The 17,770-nt window shown below is 58.4% G+C and carries 16 protein-coding genes; 3 read left to right on the top strand and 13 right to left on the bottom strand.

Translation table 11 applies throughout. The features are described from left to right. Positions 1–12 precede the first annotated feature (12 nt). From AKL27_RS11270 to AKL27_RS11325, 11 genes are all read right to left on the bottom strand, one after another. A complete protein-coding gene (locus AKL27_RS11270; protein ID WP_050462922.1) occupies positions 13–1,362 on the bottom strand; it encodes an LLM class flavin-dependent oxidoreductase in 1,350 nt (449 codons plus the stop codon). Positions 1,363–1,409: 47 nt separating this feature from the next. Further along, positions 1,410–2,540 carry an ABC transporter substrate-binding protein gene (locus AKL27_RS11275; RefSeq protein WP_050462923.1) on the bottom strand — a complete coding sequence of 377 codons (1,131 nt, stop codon included), beginning with the start codon at positions 2,538–2,540 and terminating at the stop codon, positions 1,410–1,412. Between the two features lie 9 nt (positions 2,541–2,549). Continuing rightward, a complete protein-coding gene (locus AKL27_RS11280; RefSeq protein ID WP_157056894.1) occupies positions 2,550–3,662 on the bottom strand; it encodes an ABC transporter ATP-binding protein in 1,113 nt (370 codons plus the stop codon). Then, complete coding sequence (locus AKL27_RS11285; RefSeq protein WP_050462925.1) at positions 3,659–5,476, bottom strand: ABC transporter permease; 1,818 nt, start codon at positions 5,474–5,476, stop codon at positions 3,659–3,661. Before AKL27_RS11285 ends, AKL27_RS11280 begins: the two co-directional genes overlap by 4 nt. 238 nt (positions 5,477–5,714) lie before the next feature. Further along, entirely contained in the window at positions 5,715–6,440 is a 726-nt protein-coding gene (locus AKL27_RS11295) for an energy transducer TonB (protein ID WP_232310970.1), read from the bottom strand. Between the two features lie 276 nt (positions 6,441–6,716). Further along, positions 6,717–7,946: a cystathionine beta-lyase gene (metC, locus tag AKL27_RS11300; RefSeq protein WP_050462928.1), complete on the bottom strand. Its 1,230-nt coding sequence runs from the start codon at positions 7,944–7,946 to the stop codon at positions 6,717–6,719. After that, the gene (locus tag AKL27_RS11305) at positions 7,946–8,698 is read right to left on the bottom strand and encodes an amino acid ABC transporter ATP-binding protein (protein WP_050462929.1); all 753 of its coding nucleotides are present in this window, start codon (positions 8,696–8,698) and stop codon (positions 7,946–7,948) included. The genes metC and AKL27_RS11305 overlap by 1 nt, the downstream gene beginning before the upstream one ends. Next, entirely contained in the window at positions 8,695–9,507 is an 813-nt protein-coding gene (locus AKL27_RS11310; RefSeq protein ID WP_050462930.1) for an amino acid ABC transporter permease, read from the bottom strand. Before AKL27_RS11310 ends, AKL27_RS11305 begins: the two co-directional genes overlap by 4 nt. Beyond that, positions 9,504–10,259 carry an amino acid ABC transporter permease gene (locus tag AKL27_RS11315; protein ID WP_050462931.1) on the bottom strand — a complete coding sequence of 252 codons (756 nt, stop codon included), beginning with the start codon at positions 10,257–10,259 and terminating at the stop codon, positions 9,504–9,506. The genes AKL27_RS11310 and AKL27_RS11315 overlap by 4 nt, the downstream gene beginning before the upstream one ends. Continuing rightward, the gene (locus AKL27_RS11320) at positions 10,256–11,107 is read right to left on the bottom strand and encodes a transporter substrate-binding domain-containing protein (RefSeq protein ID WP_050462932.1); all 852 of its coding nucleotides are present in this window, start codon (positions 11,105–11,107) and stop codon (positions 10,256–10,258) included. Before AKL27_RS11320 ends, AKL27_RS11315 begins: the two co-directional genes overlap by 4 nt. A 49-nt stretch (positions 11,108–11,156) precedes the next feature. Next, on the bottom strand, positions 11,157–13,610 hold the full coding sequence (locus AKL27_RS11325; RefSeq protein WP_050462933.1) for a TonB-dependent receptor plug domain-containing protein: 2,454 nt from the start codon (positions 13,608–13,610) through the stop codon (positions 11,157–11,159). A 393-nt stretch (positions 13,611–14,003) separates the two neighbouring features. On the opposite strand from AKL27_RS11325, the gene AKL27_RS11330 reads away from it, so the two are divergent. After that, the gene (locus AKL27_RS11330) at positions 14,004–14,552 is read left to right on the top strand and encodes a glutathione peroxidase (RefSeq protein WP_050462934.1); all 549 of its coding nucleotides are present in this window, start codon (positions 14,004–14,006) and stop codon (positions 14,550–14,552) included. Positions 14,553–14,566: 14 nt separating this feature from the next. Here the strand turns inward: AKL27_RS11330 and AKL27_RS11335 are convergent, their stop codons facing one another. After that, on the bottom strand, positions 14,567–15,655 hold the full coding sequence (locus AKL27_RS11335; RefSeq protein ID WP_050462935.1) for an alginate lyase family protein: 1,089 nt from the start codon (positions 15,653–15,655) through the stop codon (positions 14,567–14,569). A 356-nt stretch (positions 15,656–16,011) separates the two neighbouring features. Here AKL27_RS11335 and AKL27_RS11340 point away from each other — a divergent pair, with 356 nt between their 5' ends. Then, positions 16,012–16,290, top strand: coding sequence for a type II toxin-antitoxin system Phd/YefM family antitoxin (locus tag AKL27_RS11340; RefSeq protein WP_050462936.1), 279 nt, complete (start codon positions 16,012–16,014; stop codon positions 16,288–16,290). Then, entirely contained in the window at positions 16,290–16,610 is a 321-nt protein-coding gene (locus AKL27_RS11345; RefSeq protein WP_050462937.1) for a type II toxin-antitoxin system RelE/ParE family toxin, read from the top strand. The genes AKL27_RS11340 and AKL27_RS11345 overlap by 1 nt, the downstream gene beginning before the upstream one ends. 284 nt (positions 16,611–16,894) lie before the next feature. On the opposite strand, the gene AKL27_RS11350 is transcribed toward AKL27_RS11345, so the two are convergent. Next, complete coding sequence (locus AKL27_RS11350) at positions 16,895–17,314, bottom strand: hypothetical protein (protein WP_198155947.1); 420 nt, start codon at positions 17,312–17,314, stop codon at positions 16,895–16,897. Positions 17,315–17,770: the final 456 nt, after the last annotated feature.

Below are 17,770 nucleotides of genomic sequence, written 5' to 3' on the forward strand. Positions count from 1 at the left end.
GCTGTTCCCCGCTCACGCTGCCTGCTGCACATCAAGCTGCGCGGCGCGGTCCGGCGGCCGTGGCAAACCGAGATTCTCGCGCAGCGTCTGGCCTTCGTAGCCGGTACGGAACAGGCCACGCTGCTGCAGGATCGGCACCACCAGATTGACAAAATCATCGAGGCCGTCCGACATGTACGGCGGCATGATGTTGAAACCATCGGCGGCGTAATTGACGAACAGATACTCCAGTTCGTCGGCAATTTTCTCCGGCGTGCCGACGATGCTGAAAAATCCGCGCGAGGTTGCCACCCGCTGCGCCAGTTGACGAATATTCAGATTGTCGCGTTTGGCCATTTCCACCAACAATTTTTGCCGGCTCTTGCCGCCATTGGTTTCCGGAATTTCCGGCAAGGGTCCATCGACCGGATACAACGACAAGTCGAAATCGATGCGGGTAGACAAGGCTTGCACCGCTTCATGCACCGGCACTTCATTCTGCAGTTGCGCCAGCAGTTGCTCGGCCTCCTCCTGCGTTCTGCCGATGATCGGCGACACGCCCGGCATGATCTTGACATGGTCCGGATTGCGGCCATGGCGCGCAACGCGCTGCTTGATATCCTGATAAAAATCGCGCGCTTCTTCAAAGGTCGGATAGGCAACGAACACCACATCGGCACTTTGCGCGGCGACGTCCCGCCCGCTGTCGGAGGCGCCGGCCTGTACCACCACCGGATGACCTTGCGGCGGCCGCGGCACGTTCAATGGCCCCTGTACCGAAAAATGCTTGCCGGTGTGATTGAGCGGATGCACTTTCTTGAAATCAAGGCACACCCGGCCCTGCGCATCGAGATAGGTCGGATCATCTTCCCAGGTGTCCCACAAGCCGGTCACTACCTTGAAGAATTCCAGTGCGCGTTCATAACGGATGACGTGGTCCGGATGCGCACCCCGGCCGAAATTGAGTGATGCCGCTTCGACCCACGAAGTCACCAGATTCCAGCCGGCACGGCCGCCGCTCAGATGATCGAGCGAGGCAAAACGGCGCGCAATATGATATGGCTCGTCATAGGTAGTGGTGGCCGTGGCGATCAGTCCGATATGACTGGTAGCGGTAGACAATGCCGACAGCAGCGTCACCGGATCGAAGTAACCGCTGTAAGGACGTTCCTGGGTATTGGCGCCCTTGTAGCCCATCATCGCCGGTGTATCCGCCAGGAACACGGTATCAAACAGCGCGCGCTCGGCGGTCTGCACCCAGTTGATGTATTTGCTGAAATCCATCGCCGTGCTCGGGTCCGCCTTGGGATGGCGCCAGCCACCGACGTGATGTCCGTGCGCGAACAGAAACAAGCCGAGTTTGAGTTTTTCATTCCTTGCCATGATATTTTTTCCAAATGTTGAATAGTGAAATGCGAAATCTGCGGTAATCAGGATTTTTTGAGTATCTCTGCCAGCTCATTGCGGCGGAATTGTTGCAACTGATCCAGCGCCTTCTGGTCTTCCACGAAATCCTTGTTCAGGTATTGATCGCGCGGCGGCAGATCCCTGGCCTTGGGTGCACCCGGCATCACGCCGTAGAAATTCAGGTCAGCCAGAATCTGTTGCGCTTGCGGCGTGAACATCCATGCCGTCACCAGTTTGGCAGCGTGCGGATGCGGCGGATCGCGCAAAATGCCGATGCCGGTATCGACCAGAATGTCCAGCCCCGGCGAGAACGACAGCGCCACATTCGCGCCTTGGGCTTGTTGCGGCAATACCGCCGCGGCATTGATCCAGACGGTAAAAATCAGGCGTCCCTGCGCCACCCATGGCACCAGTTCCGACGACGGCGGCACCGGCGCACCGGCACCGCCGATAAAGTCTTTCAACTCTGCCGCTGTCAGTTCACCGCTGCGGTACAGACGCATCAATGCCGCATCGCCGGCCAGCGTGGCACCAAAATTGATATGGCCGTAACGGCCTTTCCAGCGCGGATCGAGCACTTGTTTGATACTGCGCGGCACCTCTTCTTTGGCGATCAATGACGGGTTGTACGCAATCGCAAAACCTTTCTGGTAGACGATATGGTAATAACCGTTGGCATCGCGATAGCGCGCCTCCAATGTCGTCGCGGTCGGCGGCTGGAAGGTCTCCCAGCGGTCCTGCGGCATGCTCGACAGTGTCTGCGCGATGCTGCCGCCAATCACGATATCGCCGGCTCGCTTGCCGCTGCGAAATTCGCCATCCAGCCGCGCCCGCAGTTTGTCGCCCATCAGGCGCTGAAAGTTGGCGCGTACACCGGGAAAGGCACGGGCGAAGGCATCTGCCAACGGCTGCACTTCCTCGGCAACCGACGAGATGTAAATCACCGCTTCCGTTTCGCCGGATTGCAGCGTCTGCTGGTATAGCTGACGCAACGCTGCCTTGTCTTCCGGGGTGCCGGTCAGACGCTGCTCGATACCGTCAACTGCACCGCCCGTCGCTGCCGATGGTGATGATGGTCCGGCGTCGCAACCGGCCAGCAACATGCACATGCCGGCCAGCAAGCCGGGGAGAATTTTTCTGCTGGTATTGTTCATGACGTCGGCTCACTCTTTCTCTGGCAACAACACGATGTCGCGTGCCGGGATCGCGGCATATACGGTGCTGCCGATCAGGCTGCGGTCGTGATCGGTACCTCGCCCCCAATCCTCCAGCGTCATGATGGCGTTCACCAGAGTATTGTCGATGGCGATGCTGCATTGATAGCGATCACCGAGATAGGTCACCTGTTGCAGCCTGGCTTCCACCACCGTCACCTGCGGCGCTGCTTGCGGCGCCGGTTGCACGCGGATACTGGAACTGCGGATCGCCACCTCCGCCCGTTGCCCGGCTTCGATATGCAGCTCCGCGCCGGCCTGCAGCCGTTGCCGCCAGCCGTCTGGCAGTACCGACAAAGTATTGCCGTCGGTCGCCAGTACCCGGGCCGGCAAGATATTGTCGAAACCGACAAACTCGGCCACAAAGCGCGTCGCCGGCGACAGAAAGATATTGTCCGGTGAACCGATCTGCTCCACCTTGCCATGCTGCATCACGGCTACCCGGTCCGCCAGCGCCAGCGCCTCGGATTGGTCATGCGTAACATACACGGCGGTATGCCCTTTTTCCAGATGAATGCGCCGCAGGTCGTAGCGCAGCCGATGGCGCAGTTGGGCGTCGAGATTGGATAGCGGCTCATCGAACAACAGCAATTGCGGTTGCGCCACAATGGCGCGCGCCAATGCCACCCGCTGTTGCTGGCCGCCGGACAAGGCTGACGCATAGCGGTCGCCGTAACCGGTAAGGCCGACCAGCGCCAGCGCTTCTTCCACTTCCTGCGGACGTTGCTTGCGGCCGCGCATCTTGAGCGGATAGCCGACGTTGCCGTACACACTCATGTGCGGCCACAAGGCATAACTCTGGAATACCATGCCGATATCGCGCTTGTTGGGCGGCACAAACACGCGCTGCTCCGGATGCACCACGATGTCATTGCCGATGGTGATGCGTCCGGCGTCCGGCTCTTCGAGGCCGGCAATGCAGCGCAAGGTCGTCGTCTTGCCGCAACCGCTCGGTCCCAGCAGGACGAAGAATTCACCATCATTGATATGCAGATCCAGCGCATCAATCGCCAATGCGCCGCCAAAAGTCTTGCTGATCCCCTGCAGCGATACCTCGCTCATACTGCCCATCCTCTCAAGAAACGCTCTATATCCACATGCTCCACATGCCCGGTACGCGCGATGGCCACCGTCGGCAATGGCGGCGTCACCTGCACCGCGACTTTCGGTGCCTGCCGCCATTTGCGCACGGCCCAGGCCAGCAACACGCCAAGGGTACCGATAGCGCCCATCGTCAGCATCAGAATCACCAGCAAGGCCGAGGCTTCCGAAAACCGGCCCAGCGAATTCAGGTTGTAAACTTCGGCGGCAATTGTGCTCAGCCCGGGCGCGCCCAGCAGCAGCGGCACATCCAGATTGCCGACGATAACCACGCCAGCGATATACCAGCCGGCAAAGAAACTGGGCGCGATCAGCCGGCCAACGATGTCGAACAGCGTGCGGCCGGCGGAGGCGCCGGCAATGCGCGCCGCCTCCAGCAGTTCCGGTGCGATCTGGGCGCTGGCAGCATGGGCCTGCTGCATCGCCAACGGCATGACCACCACCACCATCGCCACCACCATCAGCCAGATGGTGCCGTAGAGTTCGCGCAGGCCGGGCACGCTGACATAAGCCCAGACCACCGCCAGCGCTGTCACCAGACCGGGCAATGCGAGCGGGATCAGGGTCGCAAAGCGCAACACGGCCGCTGTGGTACGACTGACGAAGCGGCTCACCTGCGCCACCGCCAGCGCAATGGCCATGGCGCTGCCGCCGACCACCACCGCCAGCGTTACGGTGGTAACAATGGCTTCGATCACCGCCGGCCGTTTGAGCGCGCGCAGATAATTGAGCAGCGTGAAATTGGTATACACCCCGGGATAAGGCTGCAACGACGAAAAGAACAGCGAGATGATGGGTAATACTTCGGCGATCAGCAGATAGGAACCGATCAGCGCGCCGATCACGTAACGCAGCCAGCCGCGGATCTTGAAGCGCCGTGTGGCGGATGCCTTGCCGCTGACCGTGGTGTAATTGCGCCGTCCCAACAACCGCACTTGAATCAGATACAGCAGCACCACCACAATCACCAGCGCCACCGACAAGAAGCTGGCGCGCGAATAATCGGGCGGCGAATAACTGGTCAGAAATTCAAATATCTGGGTCGAGATGACTTCGATCTTGGCCGGCGACCCGATGATCAGCGGCAGTTCGAAGGCATGCAGCCCGGACACGATGCCCAGCAGCACGACACCGGTCAGCGCCGGCGCCAGGATCGGCAGGTCGATGCGAAAGAAGGTGGCCAGCGGACTGGCACCGGAAATCAGCGAGGCATCTTCATGCATGCCATTCAAGGCGCGGAACGGACCGATCAGAAACAGATAGGAAATCGCCGTCTTCCTGAAGATCATGACGCCGATCAAGCCCTCCCATGACTCGATATTGATCGGTGCCGCCGTCGTGGAAAACACCACCTGGATCAATTTGTTCAGCAAACCTGAATACTGGTTGGCCAGCAAGCCGTAACCGACCGCATAGAACAAGGTCGGGGTGGCAAACATCAGCACCATCATCGGTGTGATCCAACGCCGCAGCGGGGCATCGGTGCGTTCTGAAATGAAGGCGAAGGCGGCGGCGATGATGGTGGCGGCAAAGGTAGCCGTCAGCGCCAGCACAAAGGAATTGCCGATGGCGGTGAAAATTCCCGGGCTGTTGAAGGTGGTAAAGACCGCCTGCGTGGTCCAGCTGCCGGGATTACCCGGTGAAGAAGTGCGGAATGCCCCCACTACCAGCATCACCAGCGGCCAGACGAACAATACCGCCAGCAACACAAACAGCGGCGACAACGCGAGCAGGTGATTGCGCGTGCGCCCCCAACGTACGACATGGATAGACATAATGAACCAGAAACAATTGAATGAAATGAAGTTGCAGCATCGGCGCCGCGCGCCATCCGCCGGCGCTCAGCGGCCGCTGGCAAGCTCCGGAAGCCGGATCCTGCCGGCATACCCGCCATCGTTGATCCGCAACGGCAGCGCGCGCGGCGGGGCGACGCCGGTTGCGGATGTGAACAGTTGAGTCATTACTTTACCTTTTAAAAATCATGTCAGAGAGATAGCGGTGACTGCTGCCGGCTCACTCGTCCAGCTTGAATTCGATTGGTACCGTCACCCAGCCGTCAATCGCCACATTGCCGCGCCTGGCTGGCGCAAATACCCAGTTGTTCACGGTAGCGACGGCGGCATCATCCAGCGCCTTGCGGCCGCTGCTGCGTTCCACCCCGACCTGATCGGGACGGCCGCTGGCCAGCACATGCACCCGCAACAACACTTCGCCGGACCAGCCGCGTCGCACTGCCAGTTCCGGATATTTGGGCGCGGGATTGCTGAGATAACCGGCACGCCCCATCGGTGGCGTGACGGGGGCTTCGCTGACGGGTGTACGAGATGGCGCAGGCGATGGCGCCGCGGCGGGCGCAGCAGCCGCTGCCGGTGCAGCCTCTTGCGGCGCGGCCGGTGCCGGCGTCGCCGCCGCAGCGGTCGGCGCCGGCGCAGCGCGCGGCTGCGGTTGTGGCTTCGGCGGCGCGGGTTTCTGTACTTGCGGCGGTGCCGGTGCCGCTGGTGGCGCCGGTGCCGGCCGGCTCAACTCGACCGTCATTTGCGGAATCTTGGGTGGCTGCACCAGCTCGTCCACCGCTGCCTGCGGCAGCAAACCGCCCTTGAGCAGCAGTGCGTGGATCAGCAACGACAGCAAACCCAACAGCAGAAAATCGAGCGTGCGGCGCGGCACGTTGAGTTGTGCCTTGTCAGCCTTGGCGGTCGCTGCGGCAGGCAAGATGACGGCACCAATGCGTTCAATCACCGTCAAGTGAGGCGAGCGGTCAGCTCTGGTCGCAGGCCGGCGCGCAAAAATCTCATCTGAAAAAACGGGGGCGTGAACTGAGGTCATGACAAACCATGTACGTAGGCAAGTGAAGCTCAAAACTACGCACAATTCATGCCAGACATACCCCGGGAATTTCAGCGCTTTACGCTGAAAAACTGGTGAAAATTCACCCGTTTTTCAGATTGCCGCGAGGTAAGTGTTGATTGGCAGCTGCAATTTCAACAGCATGGCAGCGCCCCTGACCGGCCCGCTTCAGGCAATCTTCTTTTGCGCATGGGCAAATGCGCCCAGCGCATAATCGAGATCGGCAATCAGGTCGGACACCGTTTCCAATCCCACGTGCAGACGGATGATCTGGCGTGCCGGATCAAGCGGTTGAAAGGTCCGGGTGGCATGCGGCAGCTTGACCAGACTTTCGAAGCCGCCCCAGCTGGCGCCCATGGAAAACAGTTGCAGATGATCCAGGAACACATTGAGCACCGGTTTTGGCACGGCTGGCAGTTCGAATGAAAATAATCCGGATGAGCCGCTGAAGTCGCGCTGCCATGTGGCGTGACCCGGATGATGGGCGAAGGCCGGATGCCGCACCCCCAGCACGCCGGGATGGCGCAACAGCCATTCGGCCACTTCAATTGCCGAACTTTCGTGACGGTCCAGCCGCACGCCCAGCGTACGCAGCCCGCGCAACGCCAGGTAGGCATCATCCGGGCCGGCAATGTAGCCCAGGCCACGCACGGTGGAGCGCACGTCGGGATAAATTTCCTTGCGTGCCACGATCAGGCCCAGCATGGCATCCGAATGGCCCACCAGATATTTGGTCGCCGCGTGCAGGGAAATATCCACGCCATGTTCGAAGGGCTTGAAAAAGTACGGCGTGGCCCAGGTATTGTCAAACAACACCAGCGCGCCATGCGCATGGGCAATCTCGGCAATGCGCGGCACATCCTGCACCTCGAACGTATCCGAACCCGGCGCTTCCAGATACAGCGCCCGTGTGTTGCGCTGAATGCGGACCGCAATGCCGTCGGTATCCAGCGGGTCAAAAAAGCTGGTCTCGATGCCATAACGCGACAACACATTAGTGAAGACATTGCGCGCGCTCGGGTAGACATTGTCGGTCACCAGAATATGCTCGCCCGCCTTCGCCACGCTCAGTACCGCACCGACGATGGCGGCCAGCCCGGATGGCATGATCAGTCCGCGAAAACCGCCTTCCAGTTCAGCCACCGCATCTTCGAAGGCGATCGTGGTGGGATTGCCGCCACGCCCATACATCGTGCCGCGATACGCCGGATCCTGCGCCAGCAGCCGCTCCTGTTCCTGCGTCGCGGTGTCCGGCCAGACATAGGTCGAAGCGCGGTAAATCGGTGTGTTGACGGTGCGGCCATGCGCGGCCGGATCGCGGCCCAGATGGCCGAGGCGGGTCTCGACACCGTATGCAGCCGGGTTGCCGGCAGCGACTTCTGTTACAGAGGCAGTCATTACAAAATCCTTTCGAGAAATGTACGGGTTCGGGCGTCATCAGGCGCCGTGAATATTTTGTCGGGCGCGCCCGACTCGACGATGCGGCCGCCATCAGTAAAGTGCACCACGCTGGCAATCTCGCGCGCAAACCGCATTTCATGCGTGACGATCAGACACGTCACGCCGCTGGCTGCCACATCCTTGATGGTGCTCAATACTTCCTTGACGGTTTCCGGATCGAGCGCGGCCGTGACCTCATCAAACATCATCACGTCCGGTTGCATCGCCAGGCTGCGGGCAATCGCCACCCGTTGCTGCTGGCCGCCGGACAACTCCCCCGGATATGCCTTTTCCTTGCCGGCCAGCCGCACCTTGTCGAGGAAAAACCGGGCCCGTTCCTCAACCTGGCTGCGCGCTTCCTTGAGTACTTCGAGCGGCGCCAGCGTGATGTTGTCGAGCACCGTCAGATGCGGAAACAGGTTGTAGCTCTGGAAGATCATGCCCACCTGCCGCCGCAGACGCAGCAGATCCGGCCCCGGATCGGTGACCCGGATACCACACACATCGATGGTGCCGCTGTCGACCGTTGCCAGGCCATTGATGGTCCGCAGCAGTGTCGACTTGCCCGAACCGGATGGTCCGATCAGGCAAGCGATCTCGGAACGTTTGACGTCCAGTGAAATGCCGTCCAGCACAATGTTGTCGCCATACGCCTTGACCAGATTGCGGATGACGATCTGACTGCCATTCGGCGTCTGATGGTGATTCATTGCTTCACACTCCATTTTTTTTCAAGACGCCGCGACAGCAGAGAAATCGGATAGATGTACAGAAAGAACAGCACAAAGGTATAGGCATGCGCCGGCAGCAACAGGTCCGGACGCGTTTCGCCGGCCAGGCGCAATGCCGTCGTCGTCATCACCTCCTCCACGCCGAGCAGATTGGCCAGCGAGGTCGACAGCGTGACGATGCAATACAGGCTGACCCACGGCGGCACCATGCTGCGCAGCGCCTGCGGCAGGATCACCCGACGCAGGATCTGGCGCCGGTCGAGGCCGAGGGCGCTGGCGGCTTCCCATTGCTGCAGCGGAATCGAGCGGATGCCGCCGCGCACGATCTCCGACATGTAACCGGCCGCCGGTACCGCAATGCCGATGGACGCCTTGAGCCAGTCAGACAAAAAGAAATAGCGACCAAAGACACGAATTTCATACGGCACCAGATACATGACGTAAAACACTGCAATCAGCCACGGTGAATTGCGCAACAACAAGGTGATGCCGCGTGCCGTTGTGGCACGCCGGCGCTGCGGCGAACATTGCAGTACGCCAAGCACGCTGCCACCGGCAGTGGCCAGGATGATGGCGGCCCAGCCCATCACGATATTGAGCGAAAAACTCTGCAACAGACCTGGCGTCCACGTGATCAGAATATCGATCACCTCGGTATACGCAAGATAGGTCCAGCCGATGACGGCTGCCGCGACGCTCCATGCCAGCGCCCGCCAAAGATGACGCCAACGGCCAGCGCCGGCAGCGGCCCGGACTGCGACCGGAAGCGATGAAAAATGGCTGTTCATGGCGACTGCAATCCCGGCAAACGCAAACCTTGTTCGATCCGCTTCATGATCCACGAGACGGCGCCAATCATGAGCAGATACGTCACCAGCAATACCTGGATCATGACCGGCACATTGAAGTTGTCAGACCAGATGCGGTTGCAGGCATAGGTCAGTTCCGGCACCGCAATGGCAAATGCCACCGAGGTGGCCTTGATGGTTTGCGCAATGCTGTTGCCGAGCGCCGGCAAACTGTTGCGCAAGGCCAGCGGCCAGATCACCCGGCGAAATATTTGCAAGCGGTTGAGTCCGAGCGCCTGTGCCGCTTCGATGGTGGACGCCGGCACCGAATCAATGCTGCCGCGCAGGGCCTCGATCTGAAACGCCCCCGCATGCAAACCCAGCACAATCACGGCCCATTCGAAGTTGCCGACCATCCGCACCGGATCGCCCTCGCCGTTGACGATCATCGGCAGCAGCGAGCCGATGCCGAAGAAAAAGAAGTACATCTGCGCCAGCAACGGCGTGTTGCGAAACAGTTCGACATAACCACTCACCGCCCGCCGGCCGAGCGCGAACTCGGAACCCTTGAGCGCGGCGCCAGCGACCCCGATCAGCAGCGACACGATAATGCTCAACAGCGCCAGCACCAGCGTCAACACCAGACCGAACAGAAAGCGCTTGCCGTCAGCCGGGTCCCACAGGATGGTCAGGTTCAGACCATGCTCGATCATCCAGGTTTGGATCTCGGCACCTGCCAGTGACATGCTCATCGCGCGCCGACCTTCACCGCATAACGGGCCGCCATCTGTTTGGCCCACGGGTTGGATGGCAAGCGATATTTCTGTTCCAGCGCGATGATGAAACGATCCCGATGCCATTGTTCAATGATGCCGGCCAGCACGCGCTTGAGTTCAGGCTCGCCCTGCTTCAGCGCCACGCCCCATGGCAGCCGTTCCTCGCCGATCAGCTTGACCTCGAAGTTGCCCCAGTGCTTGCTGTCTTCCTTGACCAGCGAATAACCGGTGTCGTCACCGAGCGAACCGATGCAACGCCCGTCCGTGACCGCCTTCTGCACTTCGGCCAAGCCCGAGAACGCCGCGAACTTCAAGCCGCGTTCTTCATACAGCCGCACCCAGACCGACGACGCCGGCGCGCACAAGGTTTTGCCGCGCAAATCTTCCCAGCTCTCGATGCGCGTGCTCTTCGGTGCAAACACGGCCGGTGCGGCGCTGTAGAAGCCCGGTTCGACAAAGTCTATCTCGCGCCGCCGGGCCGGCGTATCCAGCAGTGAGCTGACCAGAAAATCGCAACGGCCCTGCTTGACCAACGTCAGGCGATTGACCGGCGTGATGCGCACCAGATTCAGTTGCAACTGCTTGCCGGACAGTGCATTGAAGCGCTGATGCAAATCGGCAATCAGCTCCCAGGTCAGCCCCGCCGGCTTGCCCGACTTGTCCAGAAAGGCAAAGCCGGGAGATTCCAGCCCGCCATAACATACCGACAACTGACCGCGATCACGAATCTTGTCGAGCGCGGTATCGCGTGCCTGCGCAGACAATGTCACGCCGCACGCCACGACCAGCGTGAGCAGATGCCACCAGATCAACGTGGGTTTCATATCCTGAGTCTCCTGCAAAATAAGATCATCAACGATGGCCATCAAGCCATCAGAACCCGGATGCCAGACGCAAGTAGTAATACGTGCCGTAAGCCCCTACCGGTGCCTGACTGGTCGGATAAACATAACGTCCGCCGGAAGCGCGCAGTTCGGGCCGGGTCTGATCCGGATAGGAATCGAACAGATTGTTCACGCCGAACGTCAGGCTGGTTTGCTTGGTGAATTTGTATGCCAGCGTCAGATCGGTCACCCACTGCGCGCCAAACACCTGATCGCGGGACGCATCGTTGCCGGCATCGATGACGGTAAATTCGCCGTAACGCGATTGCGTAATGCCGGCGATCCAGTTGCCGATCGTATAGCGCCCGGTCAGGCGCAGCACGGAGCGCGGCGAGTACGATTCGATATTGCCGCGCGCCACCCGGCCGATCAGTTCCAGACCGCTGCCTGCCAGTTGCCCCGAGCTGTCCTTGACGCTGGTGATCTTGGTTACACCGTAGTTGTAGCCGATACCGAGTTCAAGATTGCCGTACTGTTTCAACGACAGGCGCTGTTTGCCGACCACGTCCACACCGCGGGTTTTGGTATCCATCGCATTCACGAAAAACGAGGCGCCGCTGACGCCGGGAAAGCCGGCGTTGTTCAGCACCTGTTCCACCAGCGGGCCGCTCAAGGTTTCGGACAGTGTGATGCGATCCTTGATCGTGATCTGGTAGGCATCAATCGTCAGCGAGGTATTGCTGGCCGGTTGCAGCACCAGTCCGACCGAGTAATTGGTGGATTTTTCCGGCTTCAGTGACGTCGCGCCCAAGGCTCGTGCGGCCGGATTGTCGACCGGGAAATTGCGCACATCGAACGGATTGCCATTGCGGAAGGTGGTCTGGGTTGACGACAAACCGATCTGGCCCAAGGTCGGTGCCCGATAGCCGGTGCTGGCAGTAGAGCGCACACCGATGGCCGGCGTGAAATCATAGCGCGCCGACAGCTTACCGTTCCAGGTGGTGCCGAAATCGGAATAGTTTTCGACGCGGGCGGTGGTGCCCCATTGGAATTTCTTGGTCAGCTGATTTTCCAGCCCGACATACAAACCATACACATTGCGTTGGTAAGTCCCGGTATCGGCCGGCCGATAGCCGGGAAAGCCCTGCGCCCCGGCGGGCGCCCGTGTACCGGCACTGGGGCCATCCAGAATCGGCACCGAACCGGCAATCCAGGATGCCGTATCGCCCGCTTCGATTTCGAATTTTTCCTTGCGGTAGGCGGCTCCCGCCGATACCACCAGCGGCTCGGCAGAAAAGCCGACCGCCAGATTCTTGACGTAGTCCAATGTCAGATTGGCCTGCGAGTTGGTCATGCCGCCGGCATAAAAACTGCGCGGACTGGCAGCGCCAAGACTGGCATTGATCGAGAACGGGACATCGTAATCAATCTTGTTTTGGCCGTAATTGACGCCGAGGTCGAAGCGACCAATGCTGTCATTGCCATAGCGCAGGCCGGCATTGATCGCGGCATCCTGCGAGGTAGTATCGAGTAACGGTAAAAAGCCATCGGGGAACACCGAACGCACCGTGCCATTGTCATTCGGCCGCCGGAACAAGCCTTGCGAGTGGCCGACGCGATAACCGAGATTGCCGAACACATAGGCGCGCAGATCGGTGGCGATGCCCCATTCGGCATTCAACACCCCGTTGTACTCTTCCAGCGCCGGCGAGCCGACGCGCCAGGTACGCTGTGCCGACGCCGTCTTTTCGCGCGGATCATTGGCGAAGTAAAACGGTCTGGTATCCGCGCCCTCGCGTATCGTGGTCGGATTGGTTTTGAGCGCTTCCGCTGCAATCGTCAGAAAGCCGTCGCCGGGCAAGGCAAACCCCTTCCATCCGCTGAGACTTCTGCTGAAGCCATCACCCTCGCCATACACGCCTGCCTGCGTGACGATGCCGCCGCCGGTATCATCGCTGCGCAACACGATATTGATAACGCCGGCAATCGCGTCCGAACCATATTGCGCAGCGGCGCCATCGCGCAATACCTCCACCCGTTCAATCGCCGCCAGCGGAATCTTGGCCAGGTCGAATGCCTGCGCCCCTTTGCCCAGCCCGCCCTTGTTATTGACGAAGGCTGACAGATGCGCACGCTTGCCATTGATCAGCACCAGCGTCTGCGACGGCGACAACCCGCGCAAGGCCGCGGGCCGCACGGTAGCCACGCCGTCCGAGCCGGCGGTCACATTGTATTGAAACGAAGGCGCCAGTTCCTGCAAGGCCTGATTCAGATTCGACGCGCCGGTTTCCTGCAACTGCCTGCTGGAAAAAATATCGATCGGCGCCTGGCTGCTCAGTTCCGTCACATTCTCGCGCCGCGTTCCAAGCACCACGACATTTTCCAGCCGGGTACTTTCAGATGCTTCACTGGAACCGGCAGCAACCTGCTGGGCCTGCACCGGAGACAAGAACGCCGACAGCAATGGAGCGACGAGCAATTTTCGCGACGAGAGAAGTGACATTGAATAGCCTGTGAGTGGGTTATCTGGTCCTCTGCCCGGCCGTGTCGAACAATGCACGGCTTGCCGGCAGAAATAAAAATGATGACCAGCCCTATCAGCACAATGTGTGCCATGCTTTTTCAATGCTTTTTTGATCGATCACTACGAAATTTGTTGAAAATTCACCGACGCCCAAATCCGGGCCGGGCTTTTTCGTTTTGATCGGAACAGGTGATCACCAACGCCGGCGTAGCACCGGCTTAACCATTACTGGCGAGAGGTATGCGGATGCCGGGAGCATTCTGAGCGGGACGTTGCCAGCGCGTGGGCCGCCCCGCTCAAAAACCGACATCTCCGGTGGCAATGCCGAATGTTGGATATGATGGCTGCTCTTAACCACGAAAGGGAAACAGCATGACCGCCTCCATCTACGACATCCCGGTAAAAAAAATCGACGGCACCGAATCCAGTCTCGCCGGCTATCGCGGCAAAGTGCTGCTGGTCGTCAACGTCGCTTCCAAATGCGGCCTGACGCCGCAATATGAATCGCTGGAAAAACTGTATCAGGGCAAACACGCTCAGGGTCTGGAAGTATTGGGTTTTCCGGCCAACAATTTCAAAGGCCAGGAGCCTGGCAGCGATGCCGAGATCAGCCAATTCTGCTCACTGACCTACGATGTGCATTTCCCGCTGTTTTCCAAAATCTCGGTGCTGGGTGCCGACCGCCATCCGCTGTATGCGGAACTGACTGCCGCGCAACCGGCAGCCATCGGCGACGGTCCGTTCCGCGAGCGCCTGAAAGGCTATGGCGTCAATCCGGAAAACACCACCGACGTCCTGTGGAATTTCGAGAAATTCCTGCTCAATCGCAAAGGCGATGTGGTCGCCCGCTTTGCGCCCGATGTCGCAGCTGACGATCCGCGCGTCGTCGCCGCCATTGACGCCGAGCTGGCCAAGGGCTGATTCGCGCACCGGTATCAGTTACCGTATAACAGCGTCTGATCGCCGCCGAGATTGGTGGCGGTCAGCGGACGCAGAGCCAGCCATTTTTCTTCCTGCGGCAACTTGCCCGGAAAATAGCGGTGGTAGATTTCCACAAACGCGATCTGGTTGCCGGACGGTACGCCGCCATCGACCGGATCTTGTGCCTTGCCCGCCAGTGCAGTGATCGCTGCCGGATCGGCCAGCGCATCGAAACTGAAACGCACGACGCGGTGCAAGGCGCCGTCGCACATGTCAAACGCGGGACTGCCATTGCGCTCCAACATCGCCGCCAGCGGCACCAGCGCACTCAACGCATATAAGTGATAACTGCGCGCTTTGCTGCCGCGCTGCAATTCCAGCGGCAGGCCACCTTCAGCGGTGATATCGCAGACCGCTTTTTTATACGTCTGCGCACTCCAGGCCAGCAGTTTGCGGTCGTCACTGGCGACAGCAATGCCTGCCACCGCCAGCCCGCCCCAGTACACATGGTTATTGCGGGAGCCTTTCAGGCGTGTCGTACTGTCGAAGAAGCGGATCGTGGCCGATGCCAGATCATGCATCCAGGCCGTGACGGATGGATAACGCGGATCACCCGACACCGCCGGCGATATCTGTAACAACGCCAGACTCAACCCGGACAGCGCGACCGCCCGTTGAAAAACCGCATTGGGATCGTTCATCTGCGCCAGCGCCTTGCCGGACGCCCACGCATCCAGCCACGTCAGGGCACAGGCAGCATCCGCCACACGGCCGGTGCGGGTATAGCGATTGGCCAGTTTGACCACACCTTGACCATAGGCACGCAACGGCGCCATCTGCTTTTCTTCCGCGGCTGCAGCCACCGGATCAATCGTATCGCGCTGCGGACCGTCATTGCCGTATTTCGATGTAATCGACAACGCCACCATCGGTACCGGCGGCACCGGACAGCTGCCATTCGACGGCTGTGGTGCCGGCGCCTTCAGCGCAAACGACGGTTTCAATGCGGCCTTGACCGGCGACGATGTTGCCTGCGCAACAACCGAAAGCGGCAACAGCACAATCGCCAGACAGGCTGGCAGGGACAGGACGCGAAATGACATGGGTGCTCGATTCAGTTGGGTGGCCCGGAACTGTCTGACCTGTGGTTTTGGATAAATATCCGGGGTGCTGGATATGGCGCACTGGCATACCGCCGTGATGTCTTCCAGTGGAGCAACGACATGGTCGAAAACCGGCAACTGACAATTTTCCATCGCAGGAACAAATGGCTTATCTGCTGACGCGGGAGCATCGATGCGGCTAAGGCTGACTATACTCAAAAGCCTTGCCAGCTAACAATTTCGTACATTCGTACATTTCTTTCGGGATAGCAACAACGGAGCAACTGCAACACCAGCCGTTGACATCAACTGAATTAAGGCCTAAATTCAGTTCAGTCCGAATAAAGGAGTTAATCATGCAATCCCTCGCCAACATCAAGTCGATTTCCTATCTGAAAAGTCACGCTGCGCAAATTTCCGAGGACCTGGAACTGAATGGCAATCCATTCATCATTACCCAGAATGGCGAGGCCAGCATGGTGATTGAAAGCATCAAACAATTCCAGGAAAAAGAAGAACTCCTTGCCGCACTGAAAATCATCGCATTGGGTGAAAAAGATCGCCTGCAAAACAAGGGACTCACCAGGGACGAATCTCGCGCACAACTTCGTGCTGCCCGTCAAAGCCGCAAATAATGGCGGTCATTATTCTTCCCGATGCACAAGAAGACTTGCTTTCACTGCAGGAATACATGCTCGACAAGTGGGGCGAAACCGAATGGCTGAAGGCCGAGGACGAGATTTTTGACAAACTTGAAAAAGCCAATGCCGGCACTTACCCCGGCGCTGCTGTCAAAGAGTTGGCGTCGGTTGGCGTCGTTGAATACCAGAACGTTTTTACATCGCATCACAAGCTGGTCTGCCGACGCATCGTCGATGACATCTATGTCTATGTCATCGCAGGGCACAGGCAGGATTTCGCTACGCTGTTGATGAAGCGGTTGTTGAAAAAATGATGATCGATAGCGAACGAGCGGGGTTCCGAGCATGTGCCAACGATCCTGATATGTTGGAACACGCACCGCGGCTGGGATTCGATGTGGCGAGGATTCATCGCACGCGTTCTAGCCGAGACCAAAGTAGAGATGCGTTTTACTGAACACGATTTGAGAGCTAAATGCGCTAGCGATGCGACTACTTTGGAGCACGCAAGGTCGTTGCTGACCCATGTCGATAGCCGGCTTACTGATCGGGTTTATCGTAGAAAACCGGAAGTAGTTAAGCCTTTGCGATAATTCGGCTAGTCAATCTCTGGCAAAGTACTAATTAAGGTTTCTGCATTCTTCTCCCACCACTCCCGAAATCGTATTAGTTGTTGTGTCGGGGCATCGGAGAAGCTGGGATGCATTCCTGCTGCGCGAGCAATTAACAACATGGAGTCAACATTACGGACTTCCATTTCGTCGAATGCTGGATCTCCAGCATGCTTCAATTGATTTCTAACGTTATTTAACGCTTTACGAAATTCTGGGGACGGTATCTCAGGAGCGCCATTGGCTGACCAGTTGGCGAATAACTGATCTAATGCATTCGGAATGCCCTCTCGTTTTAGAAGTGAGCCAAAAATTTCCTCCGCTGCTCCTGCCAGTGTTGCAGATGATATGTAGTCTTTCTCATCTATAAATAGGCGAATTGCTTGATCAAGCTGCATTTCTGCCAATTCAGATTTCCTATAGAGCATCGCATCTCCCTGGAGAAAGAACGAAATTTCATCCTAACGGCAATTTGAATAGTACAACTTGATTCTATAGTACAAATGAAAAGGCCTCCATTGCTGGAGGCCTTATAAATCCTTGGCGGAGAGACGGGGATTTATTTTATTATATAAATCAAATGCTTAAAAACAAATACCACAAAATATACCCTATATTCCAAATCAGCCGCGAATGGTGACAAAATGACACACGCGTGGTGGCATTTTGTCACCACGCGTGATAAAATCGATCCTGCTCATAAGGCAAACTTAAATTAAATCTCTAAATTAAATCTCTAAATTAAATCTCTAAATTAAATCTCTAAATTAAATCTCTAAATTAAATCTCTAAATTAAATCTCTAAATTAAATCTCTAAATTAAATCTTAAAACTTATTTATTAGTAGTGAAGTGCTTCACGGC

This window comes from Herbaspirillum autotrophicum (assembly GCF_001189915.1).
In the GTDB taxonomy this organism is placed as follows: domain Bacteria; phylum Pseudomonadota; class Gammaproteobacteria; order Burkholderiales; family Burkholderiaceae_D; genus Herbaspirillum; species Herbaspirillum autotrophicum.